This is a genomic window from Planococcus sp. BI3, assembly GCF_056680115.1.
Genome location: NZ_CM155266.1, coordinates 2,362,859 through 2,388,181, shown reverse-complemented (window position 1 = coordinate 2,388,181; position 25,323 = coordinate 2,362,859). Strand labels below are relative to the sequence as shown.

Below are 25,323 nucleotides of genomic sequence, written 5' to 3'. Positions count from 1 at the left end.
AACTGGAATTCCGTTTCAAATGATACTTATTCTCATTTGAATATTAATATTCTCATTTGATTTGATTATCTGGAAGGGCTGTGGTATATTATCTACATTATAATAATTCTAAATAAGAAAGCAGGAGGAATAAAATATGTTATCAGAAAAACTAACGAACGCATTGAACGATCAATTCAACAATGAATTGCAGGCAGCGCATGCTTATACTGCAATGGCAGCGTACTTTTCCAAAAAAGGTTATCACGGTTTTGCAAACTTCTATTTAATCCAATCAAAAGAAGAGCATTACCATGCGATGAAATTCTACCATTACTTGGTGACCATGGATGAAAAGCCAGTGCTTCAGGCTTTGACTGAACCGAAAAATCATTTCGTCAGTGCATTGGATGTTTTTGAAAATGCATTGTCGCAGGAAAAAAGCGTGACCAGCAATATTTATGGATTGGTGACATTGGCTGATGAGTTGCAGGAACATGCAACACTTTCTTTCCTTGACTGGTTTATCGAAGAACAGATGGAAGAAGAAAAATCATTCCGCGACATTATTGCAAGAGTAAGAGCCATTGAAGAAGGCGGCGAATACTTCCTGAAGATGGATGATGAGTTCGCGCAGCGCAAACTGGAAGCGTAATAGCAATACAAAACAGCGCATAGTAAAATATGTGCTGTTTTTCTGCCCGAAAGGAAGTGGGATCGATGTCCGTAAACTATAAACCGGCTGTCCATTTTAATCATGTGTCTTTTTCGTTTGGGGAGAATCCGATTTTAAAAGACATTACAGGTTCTTTTCCGGAAGGGAAGATTACGACGCTTGTAGGTCCATCAGGCGCCGGGAAAACTACCTTATTAAAGTTATGCAATGGATTGCTGTCGTCCCAATCGGGAGAAATCTACATTAAGGGTCGGCCGATTGAAGATTATGAGCCGGTTGAACTTCGCCGTTTGGTGGGCATTGCGCTCCAAAGCGCTCCTATGGTCGGAGGCACTATCTACAAAAATTTAAGCCTGCCGCTGGAGCTGCAGGGAAAAGCGCTATCCAAAGCTGAGGCAGAGGAACTGCTGCGCGATGTGGGATTGGAAGAAGAGCTTTTGGAACGGAAAGTCAAAGACTTATCCGGCGGCCAGCGCCAAAAAGTTTCTATTGCCCGAACGCTTGTCAACAAACCGGAAGTCCTGTTGCTCGATGAGATTACGTCTTCCTTGGACCTTACTTCTTTAAAAGAAATTGAAGAATTGATTGTCAAAATCAATCGCAAATACGGAACCACCATCATCTGGATTACCCATAACCTCCAACAGGCGCGCGAAATTGGTGATTTCACATGGGTAATGATGGAGGGCAAAGTAGTGGAGACGGGTGAAAGCGATTTGCTCAATGATCCGGTGAATGATCAAGTCAGACACTTTGTCAGGGGGGAAGTGGGATGAGCTATTTAACCTTATCGATCACGTTAATCTTCGTGGTGATTCCTTTGCTTCTATCCAAAACCCTTAACCTCGGCCTGGAACGGGATACAATTGTCGCCACACTACGATCAATCGTTCAATTATTGGCAGTCGGATATGTATTGAAGTTTGTCTTTGATTCGGAAAGCTTGGTTTATATTTTCCTGATGGTCGCTTTGATGATTGTGGCCGCTACGCACAATGCGCAGAAAAAAGGAGCGGCCATCCAAGGCATCACGACAAAAGTGGCTGTCACTCTGGTATCTGTGGAAGTTTTGACGCAAGGGATCCTGCTCGGTTTCAACATTACGCCGGCAACAGCTCAGTACATCATTCCCATCAGTGGAATGGTCATCGGGAATTCAATGGTGCTGTCGATTCTTTTCCTGAACCGATTTACGTCGGAAATCGAGTCGCACCAGGATGAAACGGAGTTGATCCTGTCACTTGGAGGAACGCCGAAACAGGCGATCCACACGCAATTGATCACTTCGATCAAAGCCAGTATGATCCCGACCATTGAAAGCCAGAAAACGGTTGGGCTCGTTCAGCTGCCGGGAATGATGAGCGGGCAGATCATTGCTGGTGCTGATCCAATCCAGGCGGTTCAATTCCAGCTGCTGATCATGTTCCTATTGCTGACAACGGCCGCAGTGACCAGCGTCATGCTTGGCTTCCTGTCTTATCCAACTCTCTTTAACCAACGGATGCAATTAATGAAAACAGATCTTACTTAAAGCTAAAGACAAACCCAGGTATCCTGGGTTTGTCTTTTTTTATGGAAATTCGAAATAGTTCTCAACTGCATTTACTGCGGATAAAAAGTATCGATTTCGAAAGTGCCTGAACCTGGCAGGCTTTCCACCAAGCTTGAACCAAAAAGGCCAGCAGGAGTATAGTATCCGCCTTCGACTTTTTCCTTCAGGAGACGGCGGACAACTTCCAGCGACCCGTAAACTGTCAGATCATAGACATTCGCTGTTTGGATCCGGGCGACTTTGACGATGCCTTGCCGGTTTCTTGCTTCTCCCCAAATATAAGCCGGCGACTTAGCGCGAAGCTCGCTGTCGGGCCCCTGTATCCGTTTCTCGACCTGCTTTTCCAGCTTCTCTTTCACCCAATCGGTTGCCAATAAAGGTCCGGTTAGCCCCATCAAACGTGCACTGTAAATTTGTGGTTTAGGCATCGGAATCCAAGCGGAAATGTTCGGAATGCCAGTCGTGTAGAAGGCGGTTGAAACATCGCCCCAAGGAATGCCCATAGCGGTACGCGCACCGCGCCCGAAATCGATGGTTCGGTGCTGGCTTCCGATTGGAACAGTTTCCAGGACTCCGTTTTTTCTGTGCATGCTGCCTGAACCCAGACCTTGGATCATGGTTTTGAAAGTGCCCGGTGAAATGCCTGAATCCGAATCAAAACCAAGCGATAATTCAACTGCATCCGGCATTTCCTCTTTCAGTTTTAAGGCGATGCAATCGGTGGGGATGACATCAAAGCCGACACCCGAACAGAGAATAACCCCTTTTTCTACAGCCAAAGCATGCAGGGAATGCGTTTGTTCGAATACAGAAACTTCTCCTGTGATGTCCAAGTAATGTGTTTTTGCTGATAGGCAAGCCTGAATCATGGGATTGCTGGTTACTTGGAATGGACCCGCGCAGTGAAGAACCAAATCAATGTCTTCCAGTTGGGTTGCGGTATTTGTATCCAATGGAAAGGCTCGGAATTCCAGTGACAGTTCTTCAGCCAATGGCCGGATCTTATCGGTGTTTCGTCCTCCAAGTATAGGAGACATTCCTTTAGCAACAGCTTCTCTGGCAATCAATTCACCCGTGTAGCCGCTTGCGCCGTAAATCATCCACTTTTTCATTTTATCGGCTCCTCGTTTTTTGCTCTTCTGTTGGTATTCTGTAAAAACTGAAAAAACCCTTTGTTCATTTACAATGGACACTTCGAATCCTTTTTCGAAAAGATTGGGGCAGCTGTTTTTATAAGCATACATAGGAAGTTTGCAAAGTGAAGGGAGAATAAATAAAGGATTTGGTATGAGGATGCCGAAATAGAGGAGTAAGAAAATAAGCGGTAATTATGAGGAGTGAAGTAAATGGCGAATCTACATTTAATTCCTTACCGAGTAGAAGAAGTAGCTGAGCAGGCACCACAAATTCCTGAAGGGGTTCGGATGATTCAAGCGCCCGAAGTATGGGAAGAGGCAGAAAGAGGAAAAGGGAATATCGTAGCTATCCTGGATACAGGCTGCCAACCGGATCATCCTGATCTCCAGGACCGGATTATCGGTGGAAGAAATTTCACAGCTGATTATAGCGGGGATCCAGCAAAATTCGATGATAATAATGGCCATGGTACACATGTGGCTGGAACAGTAGCCGCTTCTTACAGAGAAGATGGAGGAGTAGCGGGAGTAGCTCCTGCAGCTCATCTGCTCATTTTGAAAGTGTTAACCGGAGAAGGCAGCGGAGAATATCAGGGAATCATAGACGGCATCCACTTTGCGATTGATTGGATAGGTCCTGATGAAGAGACGGTGAGCGTAATTTCCATGTCGCTGGGTGGCCCGGAAAATGTAGCTGAACTTCATGCGGCCATTAAACGTGCGGTGGATGCAGGCATCGCGGTTGTCTGCGCTGCAGGCAACGAAGGAGATGACAGCCACGATACCGATGAATTCGCTTATCCCGGAGCTTATGGAGAAGTGATCCAGGTGGGGGCGGTGGATTTTGATCGCAGGATTGCAGAGTTCAGCAATACCAATGACAAAATCGATCTGGTGGCTCCGGGCATTGATATCTATTCTACATTTCCAGGAAGCAGGTATGCCAGCATGTCCGGTACATCCATGGCAGCGCCGCACGTTTCGGGCGCTTTGGCGCTGATTAAAAATATTTCAGAAAAAGAATTTGCCCGTGAACTGACAGAAGCTGAACTATACGCACAATTGGTTCGGCGCACAATGCCGCTCGGCTACGCAAAAACCGCAGAGGGGAATGGCTTATTGGCACTGGATATTTTGAATAAGTTTGAACAATTATTAAAGCTGGTCAACACTTCCTATCGTATTGGGGCTGAAAAAAGAGGGATAAGATGAGAAGGTTAAAGTAAACAAAGCCATTCCGATTATGACAATCGGAATGGCTTTGTTATGGTTTTTAGGGAATGCGAGCTTAGCTCATTACTTATTGTCAGGATCTCAGTGTCCGAATCCTGGGAATGCAAGCCGATAAACTTTCTATGGCAGGATATGCACCAGCTAAGGGATGCGAAAGAGCTTGCCTATTTGGACTGGCACTTCTTCATTCCATTCCATATTCACTTTTAATGTCTCCGACCAATTCTTCAATCAGGTCCTCAAGTGTAATCAGTCCGGATGTGCCCCCGAATTCATCCAGGACGATGGCCAAATGGACATTCTTTTTCTGCATTTCTATAAAAACTTCATCTATTTTTCTTTTCTCAAAGACAAAATGCGGCTTTCGTATTATTTTCTGGATATTGAAGCTATTCGGATTGGGTTTCTCTCTGTACCTAAAAAGATCTTTTAGGTTTAAGGTGCCTATAATATGATCCGTGTCCTGTTCATAAACCGGAAATTTTGTATAAGGACATTCTTTCACGATGTGTATGACGTTTTCAAGGCTCTGTACAGTGGAAATGGCTATCATATCAGTCCGATGAACCATGATTTCTTCGACATTTTTGTCGTTGAATTCGAATACTCTGGTAATCATGAATTGTTCCATTTCCTCGATCGTGCCTCTTTCTTTGCCGGCATCCAGCATCAATCGGATTTCTTCTTCTATCTCCCCTGGATCTTCTTCTGACGCACCGATACCGAACATGCGGATGACGGTGTTTGTCGACCAGGAAAGAAATTTCACGAAAGGGTTTGTGAGTTTTGCCAAAAAGCGCAAAGGATTAATGGCCAGGAAGGAAATTGCCTCTGCCTTCTGAAGAGCCAGCCGTTTGGGGACAAGTTCTCCAAAAACAAGAGTGAAATAAGAGAGAATAAGCGTGACAGTAATAAGTGAGACTACCTGGGCTACTTGAGGTGAAACTGGGATTTCAGTTTGCTGGACATAAAGAGACAGTCTATCAGCAAAGCTATCTGCCGCAAAAGCACTGGCTAAGAATCCGGCAAGGGTGATGCCAATCTGAATGGTGGCTAAAAACTGGCTGGGTTCTGATAACATCTGGTTTATCCATTGTGCTTTTTTGTGGCCTTCTTCTGCCATTTTTTAATTTTATGATCGTTTAAGGAAATCAAGGCAATCTCAGAAGCAGCAAAAAAGGCATTGAACATTATGAGAAACGCCAATATCCCCAATTCTAATCCCATCATTCATACACCTCTGTTTCGGTTTTTATTCTATTACAAGTCATTTTTTTCACCTGAAGACTGCTGATAACTCCTTAGTGTAAAAGCATTACGCGGTTATAGAGGGGAAAGAAGAACAGAGCTGTTAAGTGGCCTCAATTTCGAGAGGTTCATCGCTTACTTCAATAATCGGTTCCTCAACTAATCTTCGGAGACAGCGATTCCATCTTATTTCAGGCAGTCCTTTACTTGTATCTACACGTGTACTGCTGTCTTTTTTAAGTTAAGAGTATACTATCATATTCGTATTTGACTAAATAGAATTACGTGAAGGTTTAAGGTGTATACATGAGCGGAATCTGGCGAAGTGGAAATAAGGCATTGATACGGATGTTGAGTTGATTTTTTAGTTAGCCCTCGCAGCTGAAAATTGGAATACAGCATTCCAGCTTTGCGGAGCTGCCTGCAAACATCTCCCATAAAATAATCGAGTATGGTAGAATTTCATCATATGTGTATTTATAATCTGGTATTCTCTAGAAAAATGCGAGAAAGAGCAGGTGTGGAAATGATTGTCGGAATAGATGCAGGGGGTACGTTGATTAAAGTGGCGTATTCCGAAAATGAAGAAGTCCATTTTAAAAAATATCCAATCGCTGAAATGGACCAGGTTGCCGACTGGGTGAATGGTCTTGGCGACTGTAGAGTGTGTGTAACAGGTGGGAAATCGGGCGTTTTGGTAGCCTTGCTCGATCAGCCGGCACAGGAAATGGTGGAATTTGAAGCAACCCACCTCGGTGTGCAAGTTCTTCTCGAAAAGATGGATCTTCTGGAAGACGCTTATCTGGTGACGAATGTTGGAACGGGCACTTCCATCCATTGCATCCAGGACAATGCCCAGGAGCGTTTGGGCGGCACCGGTGTCGGCGGCGGCACCTTGATTGGGTTAAGCCATCTATTGACCGGCGTAACCCGCTACGATGAAATTGTCGCCCTGGCAAGCCAAGGCTCCCGGGAGCGGACCGATTTAAAGGTCAAGCATATATACGAAGGCAAAGAGCCGCCGATTTCAGGCGAATTGACAGCCAGTAATTTTGGGCAAGACTTGTTCTCGATTTCAGGCGATTTGACGAAGGAAGAATTGCTGGCGACGGTCATTGGCTTAGTAGGGGAAACGGTTAGTACGGTAAGTGTGCAGGCGGCTCGCCAGTGCAGAAGCTCGACCATTGTCTATATCGGCTCTTCTTTCATTGATAACCCTCTATTAAAGGAAGTTGTTACAAGCTATACCATTCTGCGCGGCTCGGTTCCGGTGTTTCCCGATAATGGGGAGTTTTCAGGAGCGATGGGAGCCATGTCTGTATTAACCCAAAAGACTGTATAGGTTTCGATAGAAAAGACGTCTCTCTTCCGGCCAATGTGATGGCAGGAGGAGAGACGTCTTTTTTAAGGGCAGGATCTCTCTATTAGGCCGTTGCCTTTTAAAATAGTTCCCAAAAGTACTCAATGATTGAAGGGCTTGGACTGGATTGAAAGAAAACTTCCCACATATAAAAGAGATGACGCCACCTGCGCCATCTCTTCATATGTTTTATCACTCGCTGATGATGGTCAATTTTTCGCGGATATCTGTCCGTTCCTGTTTTGCGGGGACATGCGCTGGATAGCCGATCATCATGGTTGCGACAATTTTTTCTCCCGGCTTCACACCAATGGCTTCACGGAAAACGGGATTGTAGATCCAGTCGTTGGAGCGCCAGATCATGCCGATGCCGCGTTCCCAGGCTGCCAGCTGGAAGTTTTGCAGCATGGAAGAAACCGCGCCATAGTCTTCGTCCCATCTTCTTTGTCTCGGATCTTCAGGCATAATGACGACCAGGTGAAGCGGAATGCTGCGGAAGTAATCAGCTTTGTTGAGCACTTTTGACGGAATTTCCCCGTCCGTACGCATGGCTTCAATAAACGCCTGCACGAACTTTTCTTTGCCTGCGTCCGTATAGAGTTGGAAACGCCACGGCTCATTGACTTTATGGTTTGGTGCCCATTTGGCGATATTCAGCAGCTCGATAATTTCTTCGACATTGACTGCATCAATCTTGAATTTCTTGATTGAGCGTCTTTCTATGATATTCTGATCAATAGCATTCATCATTGAACGTCTCTCCCTTCCGCACAGAAAATGCGGGTATCTACCCTTTATCCTAACATGGAGAAGAGGGAAAAGCGTATCATAAAAGACAAAAAGATCCCTGCTGGCAGGCAGAAATATTGGTAGAATAGAAGCATAGGCAAGGAGTGGATAAAGTTGAAGAAAGCTGTAGTCATCGGCGGAGGCATCACTGGCCTTTCCGCTATGCATTATTTACAGAAGCTGAACCTGCAGGAAAACCTCAATCTCGAATTGGTGCTGATTGAGCGGGAGCAGCAGTTGGGCGGCAAGATCAAGACGGTAGCAGACGAAGAGTTTATCATGGAAGTCGGGGCAGACTCGATTGTTGCCCGTCACGCCAGCGTCATGCCATTGATTGAAGACCTTGGGCTCAAGGACCGCGTCGTCTACAACGGCACGGGAATTTCCTATTTGTATGCCAATAATGTGCTGCATGCCATTCCAAAGGATACAGTGTTCGGTATTCCGATGAATAGGGAAGCGCTGTTCAGTTCAACGCTCGTTTCTGAAGAAGGCAAACAGGCAGCGTTAAAAGATTTTGACAGTGTCAATGAAAGTTTTACGCGGGACAGCTCTATCGGAGAATTCCTTGAAGCATTTCTCGGCAAGGAATTAGTTGAAAATCAGATTTCGCCAGTGTTATCCGGTGTCTATTCAGGCAATCTCCATGAATTGACCCTGGCCTCGACATTGCCTTACCTGGTCGATTATAAAAATAAATACGGCAGCATCATTAAAGGACTTGAAGCTAATAAAGACTTTTTCCAGGGTGCCGCCAATAAGAAATTCATTTCATTTGATGAAGGTATGCAGGTCCTGATTGATGAAATGGAAAATCAGCTCGAGCAGGTCCGTATAGTGAAAGGCGTAGAAACCAAATCGGTCAAAAGGGACGGACAACGCTATCTGGTGGAGCTTGAGGGCGGAGAAGCAATAGATGCGGATTTTGTGATCCTGGCAACACCACATCAAGTTGCCCAACAGCTTTTGGGAATACCAGAACTGGATACTGAATTCGATCAGTTCCTGAACTCCTCATTGATCAGCGTCTATCTGGGATTTGATGTTCCGGATGAAAGGCTGCCCGAAGACGGGACCGGCTTTATCGTGTCTCAGGAAAGTGATCTGAATTGCAACGCCTGTACGTGGACCAGCCGGAAATGGAACCATACATCAAAAAGCCATAAATTGCTGGTTCGGCTGTTCTACAAGAGTTCACATCCATCCTACGGCCGGCTAAAGAATCTGTCTAAAGAAGAATTGGCTGAAGTAGCGATGGGGGATGTACGAAAAAGCTTAGGGATAGAAGAAGAACCACTGGCTGTCGAAGTGACCGGCTGGAAAAACTTGATGCCCAATTACCATATGGGACATAAAACAGCTACCGGTGCGCTGGAGCTGAAAATGGAAAAATTGGTACCGGGTATTAAGCTGGCAGGATCTTCTTATTTTGGAGTGGGAATTGGTGCCTGCATCCAAAACGGTGCAGATTTGGCAGAAATCATCGCCAATCAATTGGTGGATGTAAAAGAATAGTAAAAAAAGAGACCAGAGCTGGTCTCTTTTTTTATGACTAGAAATACATGATTAAATGAGTGAAAGAGTTAATTTTTCTATAGTGCTCACAAAAAAAGCCGTTTATCCAAATTTCGGATAAACGGCTAATTGAGAATATAGGCAGTGCGTTATCAATTAATTATTTTATTTCAGTAAGATCCGGAACTGAAAGACCAAGGCCTTCAGCAACACGTGTACCGAATTCAGCATCTGCTTTGTACAAATGGCTGATTTGGCGAAGCTTGATGTCTTCTTTGTCAACAGCGCTTAAGCCGCCGACGAAAGTTGCAACAAGACGCTCTTGCTCTTCAGCACTTTGCAGACGGTAAAGGTCGCCTGGCTGCGTGTAATGATCGTCTTTGAAATAGGGTACTGAATCCGTAACGCCGGTTACTTCAATTGGATCCATTTTAGCAGCTGCATCTTCAGTAGGGCCGCCGTAGCTGTTCGGCTCGTAATAGACAGAACCGCCGCCATTTTTGCCAAAGTTCATTTGGCCATCGCGCTGGTAGTTGTTGACTTGGTTTTTCGCTGCGTTGATCGGCAGCATCTGATGGTTAGCGCCGACGCGGTAACGTTGGGCATCGTGGTAGGCAAACAAACGGCCTTGCAACATTTTATCCGGTGATACATCGATGCCAGGAACCAAAGTACCCGGAGAGAAAGTAGCCTGCTCGACTTCAGCAAAATAGTTTTCAGGGTTGCGGTTAAGCACCATGCGGCCAACTTCCATCAATGGATAATCTTTGTGAGACCATGTTTTTGTTACATCGAATGGGTCGAAGCGATATGTGTTCGCATCTTCCAAAGGCATAACCTGTACATATACTTTCCAAGCTGGGAAGTCGCCTTCTTCAATTGCATTGAAAAGGTCTTCTGTGTGGAAATCAGGGTTTTCGCCAGCGATTTTGTCAGCTACGTCCTGAGTGATGTTCTGGATGCCTTGTTCAGTAAGGATGTGGTACTTGATCCAAACCGATTCGCCTTCAGCGTTTGTCCATTTGAATGTATGGCTGCCGAATCCGTGCATGTGGCGAAGTGTAGCAGGGATTCCGCGGTCGCCCATCAAATAAGTGACCTGGTGCAATGATTCCGGTGATAATGACCAGAAGTCCCACACTGCGTTAGGGTTTTTCAAGTGAGTGCGCGGGTCGCGTTTTTGCGTATGGATAAAGTCAGGGAATTTAATAGCATCCTGAATAAAGAAGATTGGCGTGTTGTTGCCGACTAGGTCGTAGTTTCCTTCTTCTGTATAGAATTTCAAAGAGAAGCCGCGCGGGTCACGGACAGTATCAGCAGAACCCAGTTCACCGGCTACTGTTGAGAAACGGGCGAACATATCCGTTTTCTTGCCGACTTCCGATAAGAAAGCAGCTTTCGTATATTTGGAAACATCTTGAGTCACTTCAAAATAACCGTGGGCGCCAGCGCCTTTAGCATGGACTACGCGCTCAGGAACACGTTCTCTGTTGAAATGTGCAAGCTTCTCAAGAAGATGAACATCCTGCAATAGGACAGGGCCGCGTTGTCCGGCTGTCTGGGAGTTTTGGTTGTCTCCGACTGGGGCACCCCAGCTGGTTGTTAAACCTGTTTTGTTTGTACTCATGAATCGAACACCTCATTCTCTTTTTTTTCTTTTATGTAAAACACTACAATTCTAATGATAACATTTTTTAAATTAAAATCAATTCTAAGTGATAATGATTATAATTAACGCGAATCTATTATGTCAATCAATTGACTTAATCCTAAAAAACGAAAGAAAAGCAGGACCGGTTTGACCGATACTGCTTTTCTTTCTATATATACTTGCGTTTTTCTTTGTCCAGCTCTTTGGGTCATAAGCCAGCCCAGCTGTGCGGCAAAGAGCGCCACTTCGCCGGTCTGTCTTATGCCCGTCAGAGCTCCACGGGCGCTTGCGCTTTTCTTGTTGTCCAGTTGCAAGTGCCTAGCTCTTCGGGATGTAAGCCACTCTGGCTATGCGGCTGAAAAGATGCCGCTTCGCCAGATTGTCTTACACCTGTCAGAGCTGACCAGGCACTTTCACTTTTCTTGTTACCTCATCACATTCAAACGCTGGAAGCTGTCGAAATGTTTGCCCCAATAGCTATCGTTTAAACTGGTGATTTGGACACGGTCACCACCGGCATGAATAAAGCTGTTGTTGCCGATGAAAATGCCCATATGTGAAATTCCTGGACGATACGTATTCTTAAAGAAAACCAAATCGCCGACTTGTGGTGAACTTACGGTCGAAGAGAGTGCATCAAGTCCTGTAGTATTCGTTCGCGGCACGCTGATGCCGGCCTGGTTATACACATAATAGATATAGCCGCTGCAATCAAATCCGCCTGGTGCTGCGCCGCCCCATTTATAAGGCGTACCCAGGAAAGAGTTGGCTATTGATATCACTGATGAGACTTTTCCGGAAGTCGATGGTGCCGAGACAGGATTGGAAACAGTCACGGGTTGCTTGCTTACCGAACTGCCATCAACTTTCAAGACTTGCCCGATACGGATCGTACTTGTTTTCAGGGCATTTGAGCTCATCAATTGGGAAACGGACATGCTATGGCGTTTGGCGATGTTGGTCAATGTATCACCGCTGACTACACGGTATGTACTGGCTTTAGAGACGACAGGAGCAGGAGCTTTAACCACAGATGCCGGCGCAGTTTGTGCTTTACCGCTGACGGCCAATTTTTGGCCTGGATGAATGTTGCTGCCCGAGAGTTTGTTCAATTGCTGAATAGAGCTGACGCTGGTGCTGTGAATCCGGGCTATGTGCGATAATGTATCTCCTGCTTTTACTGTATATGTATTTGCAGAGTTTGCTGATGTTTTAGGAGCACTGGTCTTTTGTGGAGCTGCTTTCGGAGTCGAGACGGCTGCGACTTTAAGCGATTGATTGGGATAAATCGAATTCGATGCCAGTTTATTCCATGCTAGTAATTGGTCTACTGAAACGTTGTTGCTTGAAGCGATTTTCCATAAAGTATCGCCTGATTTTACTGTGTACGTACTGGCTTCTGTGTCCGAAGCTCCGATTGCAAATGTTAATGCGGTAGCTGCAAATAATGTGAAAATATACTTTCTCATCCTCAAACCCCTTTTTTTTCTTTATTTATAGATAATTCTATTTATTCTTTATATTTAACCTAATTCTATATAATTAATTCAATATAGGCAATAAGTTTCAATATTACATTTGTGTTACAAAAGTAAAAGTAACAAAAAGCGTTCTTTTAATGTGTTCCAAAATATAATCTGAAACAAAAAATTCAATCGGTTAAAGTTTCTTCTATACAAAGAATATCGGCGGCAGTGGAGAAAAGTTAATAGCTAATACTGAATTACTGTTTATTGTTCCTCCATAATTTTCTTTCATGAAAGGAAAGGGTCCAAATTAATTTCCAAAAACTTCTTAAAGGCTTCAGATAGCAAGTGAATCTTATGGAGAAACAGGACTAATTTCTTACACAAAGATGAGGCTTTGAATTGTTGCAATATTACATATTTTCTGACATCATGAAATTGAATAGATGAGAAACCGATTTTATTAGAAGGAGGAAGGAAAAATGTATGCGACTCTTGGCAAGATCTTTGATCAAACGGTAAGCAGATATCCAGATAAAGAAGCACTGGTCGATATGAGAAGAGAGAAAAGATGGACCTATTCGCAATGGAGCGATGAAGTTCATCGTCTGGCGAATGCCCTGACGACAGCTGGAGTCAGCAAAGGAGACCGTGTTTCAAGCTTTTTGTTCAATAACAGTGAATTGCCTACAGCTTTGTTTGCCTGTGCGAAAATCGGTGCTATTTTCAATCCCATCAATTTTCGTTTAAAGCCTGATGAGCTGGCGTATATTTTAAATGATGCAACCCCTGAAGTGGTTTTGTTTGAAGAGGCTTTGAAGGAAACCATTGAGGGAGTTATGGCGCAGTTTCCAAGCATCCAATTCTGGTATATAGATGACAAAGTACCGGATTATGCAATCAGTTACCAGGAGCAGGTCAGCAGAGAATCAGCGACGGATCCATGTGTGCAGGTCGAGGAAATGGATACGTACGCCATTATGTATACAAGCGGAACCACGGGGAGGCCGAAGGGCGTGATTCACCGGCATCGTGACATGGCGGAACAAAGCATGACATGCATTGCGATGCTGAAATACACGAAAAACGATGTCGGCCTGGTCATTGCACCGATGTTCCATTGTGCAGAATTGCATTGCTGCATCATTCCACGCGTCCAGGCTGGAGCATCAAATGTGATCATGCATCAGTTCGATCCTCAGGCAGCTTTAGACACTGTCGAAAAAGAAAAGGTCACGGTCATGTTCGCGGTACCGACCATGTGGGGCATGATGACTGATCTGGACGGAGCGGATGCGAAAGTCAAAACGCTGCAAAGGGGATTATATGGAGCAGCTCCGATGGCGCCAGTACTGGTCAAGCGTGTCAAAGAAGTGCTCGGGATTGATTTGATTCAGGCATATGGGCAAACGGAGATGGGTCCGGCTATCACGTTCCTTGCCGAAGACGAGCAGCTGACCAAAGCAGGGTCTGCTGGAAAACCTGCCTTCAACCATGAAATTCGAATCGTCCGCCCGAATGAGAAAGGTCCATCAGAGCCGGATGATAGATTAGGGGCATTTGAAGTCGGTGAAATCATCGTTCGTGGACCGAGCATGATGGCTGGATATTTCCATCGTCCACAAGCCACTTCTCGCGTAATGTATAAAGGCTGGTACCACACCAGTGATTTAGGGTATATGGATGAAGATGGCTATCTATTTGTGGCCGATCGGGTGGATGACATGATCATCAGCGGCGGTGAAAACATCTATCCGCGCGAAGTGGAAGATGTATTGCATGAGCACGAGATGGTTCAGGATGTGGCGGTTTTGGGAATCCCCGATGAAAAATGGGGCGAAGCGGTGATGGCGTTTGTCGTCGTAAAGGATGCCCAGTTGACCGAACACCAGCTGGAGGAATTCTGCCTGAAAAATGACAAACTTGCGCGTTTCAAACGGCCGCGAGCCTATCGCTTTGTCGATGAACTGCCCCGCAATGCCAGTGGGAAGATACAAAAATACCTCTTGCGTGAACTGTATGCGAAAAGTATTGTATAAGAATATGGCCCCTCCGCCTAATATAAGCAAAGGCGGAGGGGTTTTAAAATGGAAAAGGAGAGTGGCGGGATGCAGATGAAACCGGTGGAAGAAACAATTGTAGGGGTACTGGGGATTGAATATATTGAAATCACCCCGGACAAAGTGGTAGCGACGATGCCTGTTCATGCAGCGACCCATCAGCCTTTTGGGCAGTTGCATGGGGGAGCTTCAGTGGTATTGGCCGAATCGGTCGCCAGTGTTGGAACTTGGCATTTAATCGATCAAGAGATTGAAATTGCCGTTGGCTTAGAAATCAATGCCAATCACCTGCGCGGCAAGCAGGAGGGGCTGGTGACAGCTATAGGGACGCCGCTCCATAAAGGCAGAACAACGATGGTTTGGGATATCAAAATCATCGATGAAGAAGAAAAACTTATTTGTGTATCGCGATGTACCGTGGCAATTGTGAAAAAGAAAAAGTAATCAGCAGAAATCCATTACCGTCACCTTAAGGTGTGTAATGGATTTTTTTTAGATACAGAAATTGAAAAATATTGTTAACAAAATCTATTTGTTAATGTATACTGAATTTTAAGAAAACTAAAGCGGTTACATTCCTTTTATGCCTTAGATCGTAAAAGGTTTTTTTAAAAAAATAACATACCGTCCGTACAGTATTAAATACCGTCCGTATAGTATGTATGGGAGTGAGGAAATGACAGATTCTTTATTTGATTTGACGGGCAAGACAGCTTTGATTACAGGAGGTGGAAGCGGCCTTGGCCGGAATATTGCCGAAATTTTTGCCGAATATGGAGCAAATATAGCGGTTTGTTCACGCAAAGTGAAAAATTGCCAAGAGGCGGCTGATCAATTGGAAAGCCGCTTTGGTATTAAAGCCCGCGCTTACGAATGCAATGTCGGCGATGAAGAGCAAGTGAAAACAGTTGTTCAGTCGGTAATGGCGGATTTTGGCAGCATCGACATTTTGGTTAATAACAGCGGAGCAACCTGGGGAGAAGAGATGGAAAAAATGCCGCTGGATGCATGGGAAAAAGTGATGAATGTAAATGTTACGGGGACTTTCCTCATGTCCAAGGAAGTTGGGGTGCATATGATCAGCAAGGGCTATGGAAAAATCATCAATATCGGTTCTGTCGCCGGCTTGAGAGCGGAACCGCCAGAAGTGCTGAATGCCATCGGTTACAGCACTAGCAAAGCGGCTGTCCACCATTTCACCAAAGATTTAGCACGGAAATGGGCAGGGCATGGATTGTATGTCAATGCCATCGCTCCTGGGTTTTTTGAAACAAAAATGACCAAACATGTCATCGCACAGCAGACGGATACGATCGTCAATAAAAACCCGATGAAAAAACTTGGGGACCCCCGATCGCTTCAGGGAGCCGCGCTTTTTCTGGCAGGCGGCGCCAGTGATTACATAACAGGCCAAGTAATTGCCGTGGATGGCGGAAGTTCCTTATAAAATTCAGGCTGAAAGTTAAAAAAATATAAAGTCCAGAAGGAGGAAAAGCATGGATAGACCTTGGTTAAAGCATATAGCAGAAGGAAATCCGAAAAGCATTGAGATACCCAACATTTCATTGGTGGAATTGTTCAAGCAGTCGACAGAACAGTATGCAGACCATACAGCGGTCACCTTTTTCGATAAGACCTACAGCTATAAAGAACTAAATGAGGCCATCGGAAATTTTTCGGAAAAACTGTATGGGATGGGTATCCGGAAAAACGACCGAGTGGCCATCATGCTGCCGAACTGTCCGCAATATCCCATCAGTTTTTATGCTGCACTTTCCTGTGGGGCTACAATCGTCCAGTTGAATCCGATGTTCCAACCTGCAGAACTTCTTCACATTCTCAATGATTCAGAGACAAAAGCCTTAATTATACTGGATCGGTTAATGCCTTTGTTCGACAGCATCAAAGATAAGACATCGGTCGAACATGTACTGGCACCGGGTCTTGATGGCGGTGCAGAAGAAGCTGTTCCAAATGGTGATCTGCCTCGCATAACGATTGATCCGAAAGAAGATGTAGCGGTCATCCAGTATACAGGAGGCACAACCGGGCTCCCGAAAGGTGCCATGCTAACACATCGCAATATTGTCGCCAACACCTTACAAAGTGCTGCAACTTCTGAAGTGACGACTAAAAAAGGAGAAGAGAAAGTGTTGACCATATCTCCTTTATTTCATGTGTACGGTATGACGAGCGGCATGAGTGTCACTTTCTATAATGGAGGCAACATGATTCTGGTACCCAAATTTGATGTTGGCCAAGTAGTGGAGCTGATCGAAACAGAAAAACCGACTGCGTTTCCAGGAGTGCCTACCATGTATATTGCTTTGCTGGATTATCATCGATCAAGAAAATTTGATTTGAGTTGTTTGGTATCCTGCAGCAGTGGGTCAGCCCCATTGCCCTTGGAAGTGCTTGAGCGTTTCAATGCCATCAGCGGAACTACTGTCGCGGAAGGCTACGGATTATCAGAAGCATCCCCTGTAACGCATCGGAATCCAGTTCAAAGCTTGCAGAAAAATGGCAGCATCGGCATACCGTTGCCGAATACCGATTCACGCATTGTCGATATAGCAACAGGACAAGAAACCTTGCCGGTTGGTCAGGTGGGTGAGCTGGTTGTCCGAGGTCCGCAAGTGATGAAAGGCTATTGGAACAGGCCGGAAGAAACCGCTGTGGCGATTCGGGAAGATTGGCTGTATACCGGAGATCTCGCAAAAATGGATGAAGATGGATTCTTTTACATTGTCGGCCGGAAAAAGGAGATGATTCTGGCAAGTGGGTTTAATGTCTATCCAATTGAAGTGGAAAATGTCCTTTACCATCATCCCGCCATACGGGAAGCAGCTGTTTTCGGAGTTCCGGATGCGTACCGCGGTGAAACGGTTCGAGCGGTCGTGGTCTTGAGTGAAGTAGTGACGGAAGAAGAGTTGATCGCTTATTGCCGAACACAGCTATCGGCCTATAAAGTGCCGGAAGCCATCATTATTACGGAAGAACTGCCAAAAACAGCTGTCGGGAAAATATTGAAACGTGCTTTGCAAAAACAATACGCCAATTTATAAACAAACGAGGAAATGGGGAGATCAGCATGCATTTACGTTTATCAGAAGAACAAACGATGGTCCAAAAAACGATACGCCGCTTTGTGGAAAAAGAATTGATTCCGTTGGAAAATGAAGTGTTGAAAAATGAGAGGGAAGGGCGTCCGAGCCTGGAACCTGGAAAAATGAAAGAACTGCAGAAAAAAGCAAAGGATTTTGGCTTCTGGGGCATCAATACTCCCGAAGAATACGGTGGATCGAATCTCGGCCAAATGATGCTGGCCATCGTTTTGATGGAAGTATCGAAAACCTTTGTGCCCTTCACATTCGGAGGATCTGCCGACAACATCCTTTATTACGGCAATGAAGAGCAAAAAAAGAAATACTTGATCCCAACCATCAATGGGGAAAAGAAATCCTGTTTCGCAATGACCGAACCGGAAGCGGGATCTGATACTCAAAACTTGAAGATGACGGCTGTCAAAGACGGCAATGAATGGGTCTTGAATGGTGAAAAAACCTTTATCACAGGCGGCAATGAAGCCGATTTCGTTATGGTGATCGCCATCACAGACAAAGAGTTGCATCAGCAAACGGGCCGTTCGGGTGTCACCTGTTTTATCGTCGACCGGGACATGGGCTGGAAATCCGAATACATCGATACGATGGGCGAATGGGGGCCGGCTGGACTGGTTTTCGACAACGTTCGTGTGCCGGAAGAGAATGTTCTGGGCGAAATCAACGGCGGCTATAATTTGGGGCTTGAATGGATCGGCTTTGCACGTTGGGTGGTTGGAGCGCGGGCTGTCGGGATGAGTGAACGTTTGCTGCAGATGGCCATCGATTATTCAAAAGACCGCAAAACCTTCGGCAAACCGATTGCGGAACGCCAGGCAATCCAATGGCCGATTGCTGATTCCGCAGTGGAAATTGAAGCAGCAAAATGGCTGGTGTTAAATGCTGCCTTCACATTGGACCAAGGAGAAGATAATCGCCATCTGGCGTCCATGGCGAAACTCTATGGCGCGAACATGGGCAACCGGGTTGTGGACCGGGTTCTTCAAATTCATGGAGGCATGGGCTATACACGGGAATTGCCGATTGAGCGTTGGTATCGTGAAGCAAGATTATGGAGAATTTATGATGGGACAGATGAAATCCAGCGCATGATCATCTCAAGGAATTTATTGAAGGGCCACGTAAAAGTGGGGCAATCGGTTTAATCGGATGGAAGAAAAGGGAGGCATACCAATGGGAAATTCATTTGAAGGAAAAACGGCATTTGTTACAGGCGGCAGCCGGGGGATCGGCCGTCAGATTGCCGAACGGTTTGCAAGTGAAGGAGCAAATGTAGCAATCATCGACGTCAACGAAGAGGCGCTTCAGGCAGCCCAGGAAGAAATGAGCGGGCAAGGCTATTCCATCTATACGAAAAATGCCAGCGTCACCGACAAAGAACAAATCGAAGGGGCGATGAGAGAGGTCTTCGAGAAATTCGGTTCGATTGATGTACTCGTTAATAACGCAGGGGTCATCCGGGATAATATGCTGTTTAAAATGACAGATGAGGACTGGCTGACGGTTACAGACGTCCATTTGAAAGGGGCATTTTATGCGACACGTGCGGCGCAACACTATATGACCCAAAACAAATATGGACGGATCATCAATATTTCTTCGACTTCCGCACTTGGCAATCGGGGGCAAGCCAATTACGCGACAGCAAAAGCCGGGCTCCAAGGGTTTACTAAAACTTTGGCAATCGAACTCGGGAAATATGGAATCACAGCCAACGCAGTGGCACCCGGTTTTATCGAGACGGATATGACGAAAGCGACTGCTGAACGCATTGGTGTGCCTTTTGAAGAATTGATCAAAGCGAGTGTTTCAACTATTCCGGTTGGCCGAAGTGGAAAGCCGGAAGATATTGCGAACGCCGTCGCCTTTTTTGCAGATGAACGTTCCTCGTTTGTCAGCGGACAAGTCTTATATGTAGCGGGCGGACCGAAAAATTAACGGTGGAGGTGCAAGTATGCTGAAAGAAAGCATTGGGAAACGTTCGGAAAAAGTGAAGAATACGATTGAAAGAGGGGCAGTCCGGAAATTCGCTGAAGCGATCGGCGACCCGGCGCCCATTTATATCGATGAACAGGCAGGTGCAGCTTCGCGTTACAGCCAAAACATTGCGCCTCCTACGTTTCCGGTGACTTTTGATGCCGGAAAAATTGATGGATTAGATCTCCCGTCGAAAGGCTTGATCCACGGGGAACAGATTTACCATTACGAACGGCCGCTGTTTATCGGAGAAGATGTCTATTGCTGGATGGAAGTGAAAGATTATTACGAGAAAAGCGGCAACTTTGGAGAAATGGGATTTTTGGTCGTCATAAAAAAAGGGGAAAGTGAAGCTGGTGAATTGTTGTTTACAGAAGAACGCATCGTCATCATCAACGAAGCCGCCAGAAAGGGGATGACGGTATGAACCGGGTAATGGATTTTCAGGAAGGCGACAGCTTGTCGCCCATTCAATTGGAACCTGTGACGCGTCTGGATTTGATCAAATATGCAGGAGCTTCCGGTGACTTTAACCCAATCCACACCATTGATGCCGAAGCTGAAGGAGCAGGATTACCCGGGATAATCGCCCATGGCATGTGGACGATGGGGAATCTGGCGAAAATTTTCACCCCTTTCCTGGAAGAAGGGTTTATCCAGGATTATGCCATTCGTTTTAAAGGCATGGTTTTTCTGGAAGATGTCATTACGTTAAAAGCGACCATTGTTGAAAAGAAAGAGCAGCAAATTATATTCCAAGTTCAAGCCGTCAATCAAAGCAATAAAGATGTGCTGAAAGGTGAACTTGTTTTTTCGTTATAATCATCGGAATTATTTTTGAAAGGGGAAGGTGTATCCATGAACAGAGATGCAGTGATCGTATCAGCAGTAAGAACAGCAATCGGACGGCAAGGCGGTGCTTTGGCATCGGTCCCCGCCCATGTTTTTGGAGCGGAAGTGATCAAAGCGGCAATAGCGCGTGCGGGCATCGATGCGGCTGTTATAGATGACATCATTATGGGCAATGTCTTGAGTGCAGGAGGGAACATTGCCAGATTGACGGCATTGGAGACCGGGCTTGGAATAGAGCTTCCTGGATTGACGGTTGACCGCCAATGCGGCTCCGGCATCAACGCGATTAATCTTGCAGCACAAGCCATCTGGGCAGGAGATGGAGATGTTTTTGTAGCTGGAGGGCTTGAAAGCATGAGCCGTGCCCCTTATTTAATGGAGAAGCCTGAAAAAGCGTATAGTCCGGCGCCGCCAAAATTCCGTAAATCTCAATTGTCGCCTAAAGAAATAGGAGATCCGCCCATGGGCATAACAGCTGAAAATTTGGCGAAACAATACGGCATCAGCCGTGAAGAGCAGGACCAGTTTGCATTGGAGAGCCAAAAGCGCGCTGCACAAGCAATGGAAGAAGGGCGTTTTGATGAGCAGATTGTGCCCATTCAAATCCCGGTCCGCAAAGGGGAGCCCATTGAATTTAAAGAAGATGAGCATCCGCGCCCACAAACCACCCAGCAAGCACTGGCGAAATTGCCTCCAGCTTTTCTTGAAAATGGAACAGTGACGGCCGGAAGCAGTTCGGGTTTGAATGACGCCGCCTCAGCTGCAGTCATCATGTCCAGGGAAAAAGCGGACGAGCTGGGTTTGAAAGTTTTAGGGGTTATACGCGCTCAAGCCGTTGCGGGTGTTGACCCGAATATTATGGGCATTGGACCGGTTCCAGCAACACAAAAAGCGTTGAAGAAGGCGGGGCTTGCCTTGGCCGATATCGATGTCATCGAAATCAATGAAGCTTTTGCATCTCAAGTGCTTGCCTGCAATAAAGAATTGAAGATGGATATGGACAAGGTGAATATAAATGGAGGAGCTATTGCACTCGGCCATCCGCTTGGTGCGACTGGGGCCATTCTGCTGACCAAAGCGGTTTATGAATTGCAGCGTTCTGGTGGAAGATATGCTCTCATTACAGCTTGCATCGGCGGTGGACAAGGCATTGCGACGATTATAGAACGAGAGGGGTAAGAACTTTGGAGAAGATACCCGATATTAATGTCTACGTCAGATTCTGCGAAACCGATGCCGGCGGCCATGTCAGCAACATCAGTTATTTTATCTATTTGGAAGAGGCACGTTCGAAGTTTTTCAAGGCCATCGGTTTTACCGGCAATGAAAAAAGAGGCAATATCGACTTTATCGTCGCTTCCACAAGCTGTGATTTTCTGGTTCAGGCTTATGCTGGGCAAACTTTGGCGATTGCGACAAGAGTGGAGCGGATCGGTTCGAAAAGCTTTGAACTGGTCCATGAAATCACCAACAACGAAACAGGAGGGCGGATTGCTTCAGGACGTGCGGCAATTGTCTGTTTTGATTACCAAAAACAGCAGACTGAAAAGATTCCGCCAGTGCTCCGTGAGATGCTTGAAAACTTTTTGATGAAAGCTTAGGGCCGTTGCACATCGTGAAAGAAAAGAGGGGTGAAAATGGATTTCAACTTAAGTGAGGATATTCAATTTCTCAAGCGCAATATTCGTCTATTTATCCAAAATGAAGTGGAAAAAGTGGCGATGCAAATTGAAGAAGACGATGAAATTCCAGAACGGATCATCCAGCTTTCAAAGGAAATGGGATTATTCGGCTTGAGCATTCCGGAAGAATACGGAGGACTAGGCATCGATATGGTCGGGAAATGTGCACTTTATGAAGAAATTGGTGCAACGCACAATGGCTATACGACGTTAATCGGGGCTCATACAGGAATCGGGACTGTCGGAATTGTTGAAATGGGCAATGAGCAGCAAAAGAGAAAGTATTTACCGGACATGGCTTCGGGAGAACGGCTCGGGGCTTTTGCATTGACCGAGCCGCAAGCTGGATCGCATGCAACGAATTTGAAAACGACTGCCGTTAAAAAGGGCGATAAGTATATATTGAACGGTCTCAAGCATTATATTACCAACGCCACAAAAGCGGATGTTTTTACAGTGATGGCAGTAACCGACCCCGAAAAAGGCGCGAAAGGGATCACCTCATTCATTGTTGAAAAAAGTTTTCCGGGGTTCCATGTAGGGGCTGTCGAGAAAAAGATGGGCCTTCACGGTTCCCATTCGGCAGAAGTCATTATGGAAGACTGTGAAGTGCCGATTGAAAACATTTTGGGCAGCGAAGGACAAGGTTACGTCAATGCCTTGAAAATACTGGCGAATGGCCGGGCGGGGCTTGCTGCCAGAAATTTAGGGTCTTCCCAGCATTTGCTCGACTTATCCGTCAGATTCGCTAAAGAGCGTGTGCAATTCGGCAAGCCGATTATTGAGCATCAGGCTGTGGCTCATATGCTTTCTGAAATGGCGGTGGATGTGGAAGTGCTGCGGTCATTTATGTATCGCGTGGCATGGATGGTCGACCAAGGCCAGCAAGTGATCAAAGAAGCGGCGATGGTGAAATTATTCGGTTCTGAAGTGTATAACCGCGTGGCCGACAAAGCGCTGCAGGTCCACGGAGGCATCGGCTATATCGCCGATTATCCGATCGAACGCTATTACCGTGATGCAAGAATCACCCGAATTTACGAAGGGACTTCTGAAATCCAGAAAAATATTATCGCGGGTCGTTTGAGCAAAGAATATTCTTAGCGGCTGATTCTGGCCAAAGTATAGGGAAGAGGAGGGAGAAAGATGGACTTATTTTTGCAGCAGGTTTTTAACGGGCTCACTCTTGGAAGCGTTTACACACTTGTCGCTATTGGCTTGACGCTGGTTTTCGGCATTTTGCATATCCCGAACTTTGCACATGGAGCATTGTATTTAGTGGGTGGCTACGTAACGTTGATGGTGATGTCAGCCACAGGCGTCCATTACTTTATCGCCATCATCGCCTCGATCGTTGTTGTAGCGGCATTGGCAGTCCTGATGGAGCGGCTGGTGTTTCATCCACTCCGGGATTCGCCGCCGATCCATGACAAAATTGCTGCAATCGGATTGGTGCTGTTTTTTGAAGCCTTGGTCCAGCTTGTGTGGGGCACTGAATACCTGCGCATGTTGACGCCATTCGACAACAATATCTCTGTGGCTGGCGTGTCGATGACCAGTCAGCGGCTTCTGGTGATTGCTGTAACAGTGATTGTCGTATTCCTATTGACGCTGTTCTTGAAAAAAACGATGATGGGCGCTTCGATTCTGGCGATGGCACAAAATCGGGAAGGGGCTTTTCTTGTCGGCATTAATGCCAATAAAGTGGCGATGATGACATTCGCGATTTCAGGGGGCTTGGCTGCAATTGCCGCATCTCTGGCTTCTCCCATCAACTTGGTGTTTCCGGCAATGGGGCATTTGGTCATCTTGAAAGCTTTTGTGGTTGTCATTATTGGAGGAATGGGCAGTATTCCTGGAGCTATCATTGCCGGGCTTATTCTCGGATTGACTGAAAGCATGGGAGCTACTTACATTTCGAATGATTACAAAGATATGATTGCATTTCTATTATTGATCATCATCATGACGGTCCGTCCTAAAGGTTTGTTCGCAAAGGGGGTCTATTAAGTGGATAAGATTTTTAATCACCGTACCCTGATCGCTTTGCTGATTGTCTTTGCTCTCGTATTCCCACTGATTTATGCAGATAACCGCTATGTGCTGCATGTCATGACCATCGGTTTCATTTTTACAATAAGTGTTTACGGTATGAACATCATCGCCGGCTTTACAGGGCAGCTGTCTTTGGCTCATGCGGGATTTTTTGCCATCGGCGCTTATTCGCTGGGAATTTTGACGACACGTACAGAAATGAACTTCTGGCTGGCGCTTCTGGTGGCGGTTTTGATCACTAGTGCTGCAGGCTTGTTGCTGGGGGCCATTGCGCTTCGGACAAAAGAGCATTTTTTCGCTATTTATACCTTGATTGTCGGTTACTTGATTTACCTGCTGATTGATAAATGGGACGGTTTGACAGGCGGGGTGCGTGGATTGATCGGTATTCCGATACCGGATCCGATCGGGCCGTTGAACTTTGAATCGGCGACTGCGATGTATTATTTGGTTTTGTTTTTCCTCTTGCTGTCCATATTCGTCGCCGTTCGCATTGTTCGGTCGCTGACAGGCAGAACTTATATTGCAATCCGCAATAGCGAAGAATTGGCGCAGACACTGGGCATCAACACAAAAGTGAATAAGCTGGTGTCGTTTGTCATTTCAGTTGCTTATGCCGGGCTTGCCGGCGCTTTATACGCATCCCTGACACGTTTTATCGGTCCGGATGTTGCAAGCACGAATATGGTCTTCAACTTCCTGATGTATTTGATTGTGGGAGGGATCGGTACGCTGTCCGGCCCACTCGTCGGAACCATGCTGTTTATCTGGCTGGAGCAGTTCTTGAGAAGCTATCAGGAATATCATTTATTGATTTTCGGTCCGATCTTGGTTGTCATGGTCATTTTCTTTCCAACCGGAATTGTCGGAGGGTTCTACAAAGTGAAAGCGAGACTCCAACAGAAGAAAGTACCGAAGGATAATAAATATTTCAATCCGGTTCCGGCGAAATCGACAAAAAAATAAATGG

The 25,323-nt window shown here is 45.9% G+C and carries 25 protein-coding genes and 1 pseudogene; 19 read left to right on the top strand and 7 right to left on the bottom strand.

The features are described from left to right. Positions 1-136: 136 nt before the first annotated feature. The 3 genes from AC1MEO_RS11910 (at position 137) to AC1MEO_RS11900 (ending at position 2,186) form a co-directional block, all read left to right on the top strand. Positions 137-634, top strand: coding sequence for a ferritin (locus tag AC1MEO_RS11910; protein WP_480330682.1), 498 nt, complete (start codon positions 137-139; stop codon positions 632-634). A gap of 65 nt (positions 635-699) precedes the next feature. Further along, positions 700-1,431: an ABC transporter ATP-binding protein gene (locus AC1MEO_RS11905; RefSeq protein WP_480330680.1), complete on the top strand. Its 732-nt coding sequence runs from the start codon at positions 700-702 to the stop codon at positions 1,429-1,431. Further along, positions 1,428-2,186, top strand: a complete 759-nt coding sequence (locus tag AC1MEO_RS11900) for an ABC transporter permease (protein WP_480330678.1) — start codon at positions 1,428-1,430, stop codon at positions 2,184-2,186. The genes AC1MEO_RS11905 and AC1MEO_RS11900 overlap by 4 nt, the downstream gene beginning before the upstream one ends. A 71-nt stretch (positions 2,187-2,257) precedes the next feature. Here the strand turns inward: AC1MEO_RS11900 and AC1MEO_RS11895 are convergent, their stop codons facing one another. Continuing rightward, positions 2,258-3,319 (bottom strand): saccharopine dehydrogenase family protein, encoded by a 1,062-nt coding sequence (locus tag AC1MEO_RS11895; protein WP_480330676.1) that lies wholly within the window; start codon positions 3,317-3,319, stop codon positions 2,258-2,260. A gap of 234 nt (positions 3,320-3,553) precedes the next feature. Here AC1MEO_RS11895 and AC1MEO_RS11890 point away from each other — a divergent pair, with 234 nt between their 5' ends. Further along, positions 3,554-4,555: a S8 family peptidase gene (locus tag AC1MEO_RS11890; RefSeq protein WP_480330674.1), complete on the top strand. Its 1,002-nt coding sequence runs from the start codon at positions 3,554-3,556 to the stop codon at positions 4,553-4,555. 205 nt (positions 4,556-4,760) lie between these two features. On the opposite strand, the gene AC1MEO_RS11885 is transcribed toward AC1MEO_RS11890, so the two are convergent. Both AC1MEO_RS11885 and AC1MEO_RS11880 read right to left on the bottom strand, forming a co-directional pair. Next, the gene (locus tag AC1MEO_RS11885) at positions 4,761-4,889 is read right to left on the bottom strand and encodes a hypothetical protein (protein ID WP_480336091.1); all 129 of its coding nucleotides are present in this window, start codon (positions 4,887-4,889) and stop codon (positions 4,761-4,763) included. Between the two features lie 156 nt (positions 4,890-5,045). Then, positions 5,046-5,767 (bottom strand): annotated as a pseudogene (locus tag AC1MEO_RS11880) (hemolysin family protein); the annotation flags it as partial. A gap of 583 nt (positions 5,768-6,350) precedes the next feature. Between AC1MEO_RS11880 and coaW the strand changes: the two are divergent. Then, on the top strand, positions 6,351-7,166 hold the full coding sequence (coaW, locus tag AC1MEO_RS11875; protein WP_480330672.1) for a type II pantothenate kinase: 816 nt from the start codon (positions 6,351-6,353) through the stop codon (positions 7,164-7,166). Between the two features lie 210 nt (positions 7,167-7,376). On the opposite strand, the gene AC1MEO_RS11870 is transcribed toward coaW, so the two are convergent. Then, the gene (locus AC1MEO_RS11870; RefSeq protein ID WP_480336090.1) at positions 7,377-7,931 is read right to left on the bottom strand and encodes a nitroreductase family protein; all 555 of its coding nucleotides are present in this window, start codon (positions 7,929-7,931) and stop codon (positions 7,377-7,379) included. A gap of 156 nt (positions 7,932-8,087) precedes the next feature. On the opposite strand from AC1MEO_RS11870, the gene AC1MEO_RS11865 reads away from it, so the two are divergent. Further along, the gene (locus tag AC1MEO_RS11865; protein ID WP_480330670.1) at positions 8,088-9,488 is read left to right on the top strand and encodes a protoporphyrinogen oxidase; all 1,401 of its coding nucleotides are present in this window, start codon (positions 8,088-8,090) and stop codon (positions 9,486-9,488) included. A 160-nt stretch (positions 9,489-9,648) separates the two neighbouring features. Here AC1MEO_RS11865 and katA read toward each other — a convergent pair whose 3' ends face one another. The 3 genes from katA to AC1MEO_RS11850 form a co-directional block, all read right to left on the bottom strand. Next, a complete protein-coding gene (gene katA, locus AC1MEO_RS11860) occupies positions 9,649-11,115 on the bottom strand; it encodes a catalase KatA (RefSeq protein ID WP_480330668.1) in 1,467 nt (488 codons plus the stop codon). Positions 11,116-11,219: 104 nt separating this feature from the next. Further along, positions 11,220-11,453, bottom strand: coding sequence for a hypothetical protein (locus AC1MEO_RS11855; protein ID WP_480330666.1), 234 nt, complete (start codon positions 11,451-11,453; stop codon positions 11,220-11,222). A gap of 111 nt (positions 11,454-11,564) precedes the next feature. Next, complete coding sequence (locus tag AC1MEO_RS11850) at positions 11,565-12,608, bottom strand: C40 family peptidase (RefSeq protein ID WP_480330664.1); 1,044 nt, start codon at positions 12,606-12,608, stop codon at positions 11,565-11,567. 479 nt (positions 12,609-13,087) lie between these two features. Between AC1MEO_RS11850 and AC1MEO_RS11845 the strand changes: the two genes are divergently transcribed. The 13 genes from AC1MEO_RS11845 (at position 13,088) to AC1MEO_RS11785 (ending at position 25,319) form a co-directional block, all read left to right on the top strand. After that, a complete protein-coding gene (locus tag AC1MEO_RS11845; RefSeq protein ID WP_480330662.1) occupies positions 13,088-14,644 on the top strand; it encodes a fatty acid--CoA ligase in 1,557 nt (518 codons plus the stop codon). Between the two features lie 69 nt (positions 14,645-14,713). Beyond that, entirely contained in the window at positions 14,714-15,109 is a 396-nt protein-coding gene (locus AC1MEO_RS11840; RefSeq protein WP_480330660.1) for a hotdog fold thioesterase, read from the top strand. 232 nt (positions 15,110-15,341) lie between these two features. Further along, positions 15,342-16,112: an SDR family oxidoreductase gene (locus AC1MEO_RS11835; protein WP_480330658.1), complete on the top strand. Its 771-nt coding sequence runs from the start codon at positions 15,342-15,344 to the stop codon at positions 16,110-16,112. 49 nt (positions 16,113-16,161) lie between these two features. Continuing rightward, complete coding sequence (locus AC1MEO_RS11830; protein ID WP_480330656.1) at positions 16,162-17,730, top strand: long-chain-fatty-acid--CoA ligase; 1,569 nt, start codon at positions 16,162-16,164, stop codon at positions 17,728-17,730. A 26-nt stretch (positions 17,731-17,756) separates the two neighbouring features. Beyond that, positions 17,757-18,932: an acyl-CoA dehydrogenase family protein gene (locus tag AC1MEO_RS11825; RefSeq protein WP_480330654.1), complete on the top strand. Its 1,176-nt coding sequence runs from the start codon at positions 17,757-17,759 to the stop codon at positions 18,930-18,932. Between the two features lie 28 nt (positions 18,933-18,960). Continuing rightward, positions 18,961-19,725 (top strand): 3-oxoacyl-ACP reductase FabG, encoded by a 765-nt coding sequence (fabG, locus tag AC1MEO_RS11820; RefSeq protein ID WP_480330652.1) that lies wholly within the window; start codon positions 18,961-18,963, stop codon positions 19,723-19,725. 16 nt (positions 19,726-19,741) lie between these two features. Next, positions 19,742-20,191, top strand: a complete 450-nt coding sequence (locus AC1MEO_RS11815) for a MaoC family dehydratase N-terminal domain-containing protein (RefSeq protein WP_480330650.1) — start codon at positions 19,742-19,744, stop codon at positions 20,189-20,191. Next, positions 20,188-20,586 carry a MaoC/PaaZ C-terminal domain-containing protein gene (locus AC1MEO_RS11810; protein WP_480330648.1) on the top strand — a complete coding sequence of 133 codons (399 nt, stop codon included), beginning with the start codon at positions 20,188-20,190 and terminating at the stop codon, positions 20,584-20,586. The genes AC1MEO_RS11815 and AC1MEO_RS11810 overlap by 4 nt, the downstream gene beginning before the upstream one ends. Before the next feature lie 36 nt (positions 20,587-20,622). Then, a complete protein-coding gene (locus tag AC1MEO_RS11805) occupies positions 20,623-21,795 on the top strand; it encodes a thiolase family protein (RefSeq protein WP_480330646.1) in 1,173 nt (390 codons plus the stop codon). 5 nt (positions 21,796-21,800) lie between these two features. After that, complete coding sequence (locus tag AC1MEO_RS11800; protein ID WP_480330644.1) at positions 21,801-22,217, top strand: acyl-CoA thioesterase; 417 nt, start codon at positions 21,801-21,803, stop codon at positions 22,215-22,217. A gap of 36 nt (positions 22,218-22,253) precedes the next feature. Continuing rightward, a complete protein-coding gene (locus AC1MEO_RS11795; protein ID WP_480330642.1) occupies positions 22,254-23,402 on the top strand; it encodes an acyl-CoA dehydrogenase family protein in 1,149 nt (382 codons plus the stop codon). A gap of 42 nt (positions 23,403-23,444) precedes the next feature. After that, a complete protein-coding gene (locus tag AC1MEO_RS11790) occupies positions 23,445-24,308 on the top strand; it encodes a branched-chain amino acid ABC transporter permease (protein WP_480330640.1) in 864 nt (287 codons plus the stop codon). Further along, complete coding sequence (locus AC1MEO_RS11785) at positions 24,309-25,319, top strand: branched-chain amino acid ABC transporter permease (RefSeq protein WP_480330638.1); 1,011 nt, start codon at positions 24,309-24,311, stop codon at positions 25,317-25,319. Positions 25,320-25,323 lie beyond the last annotated feature (4 nt).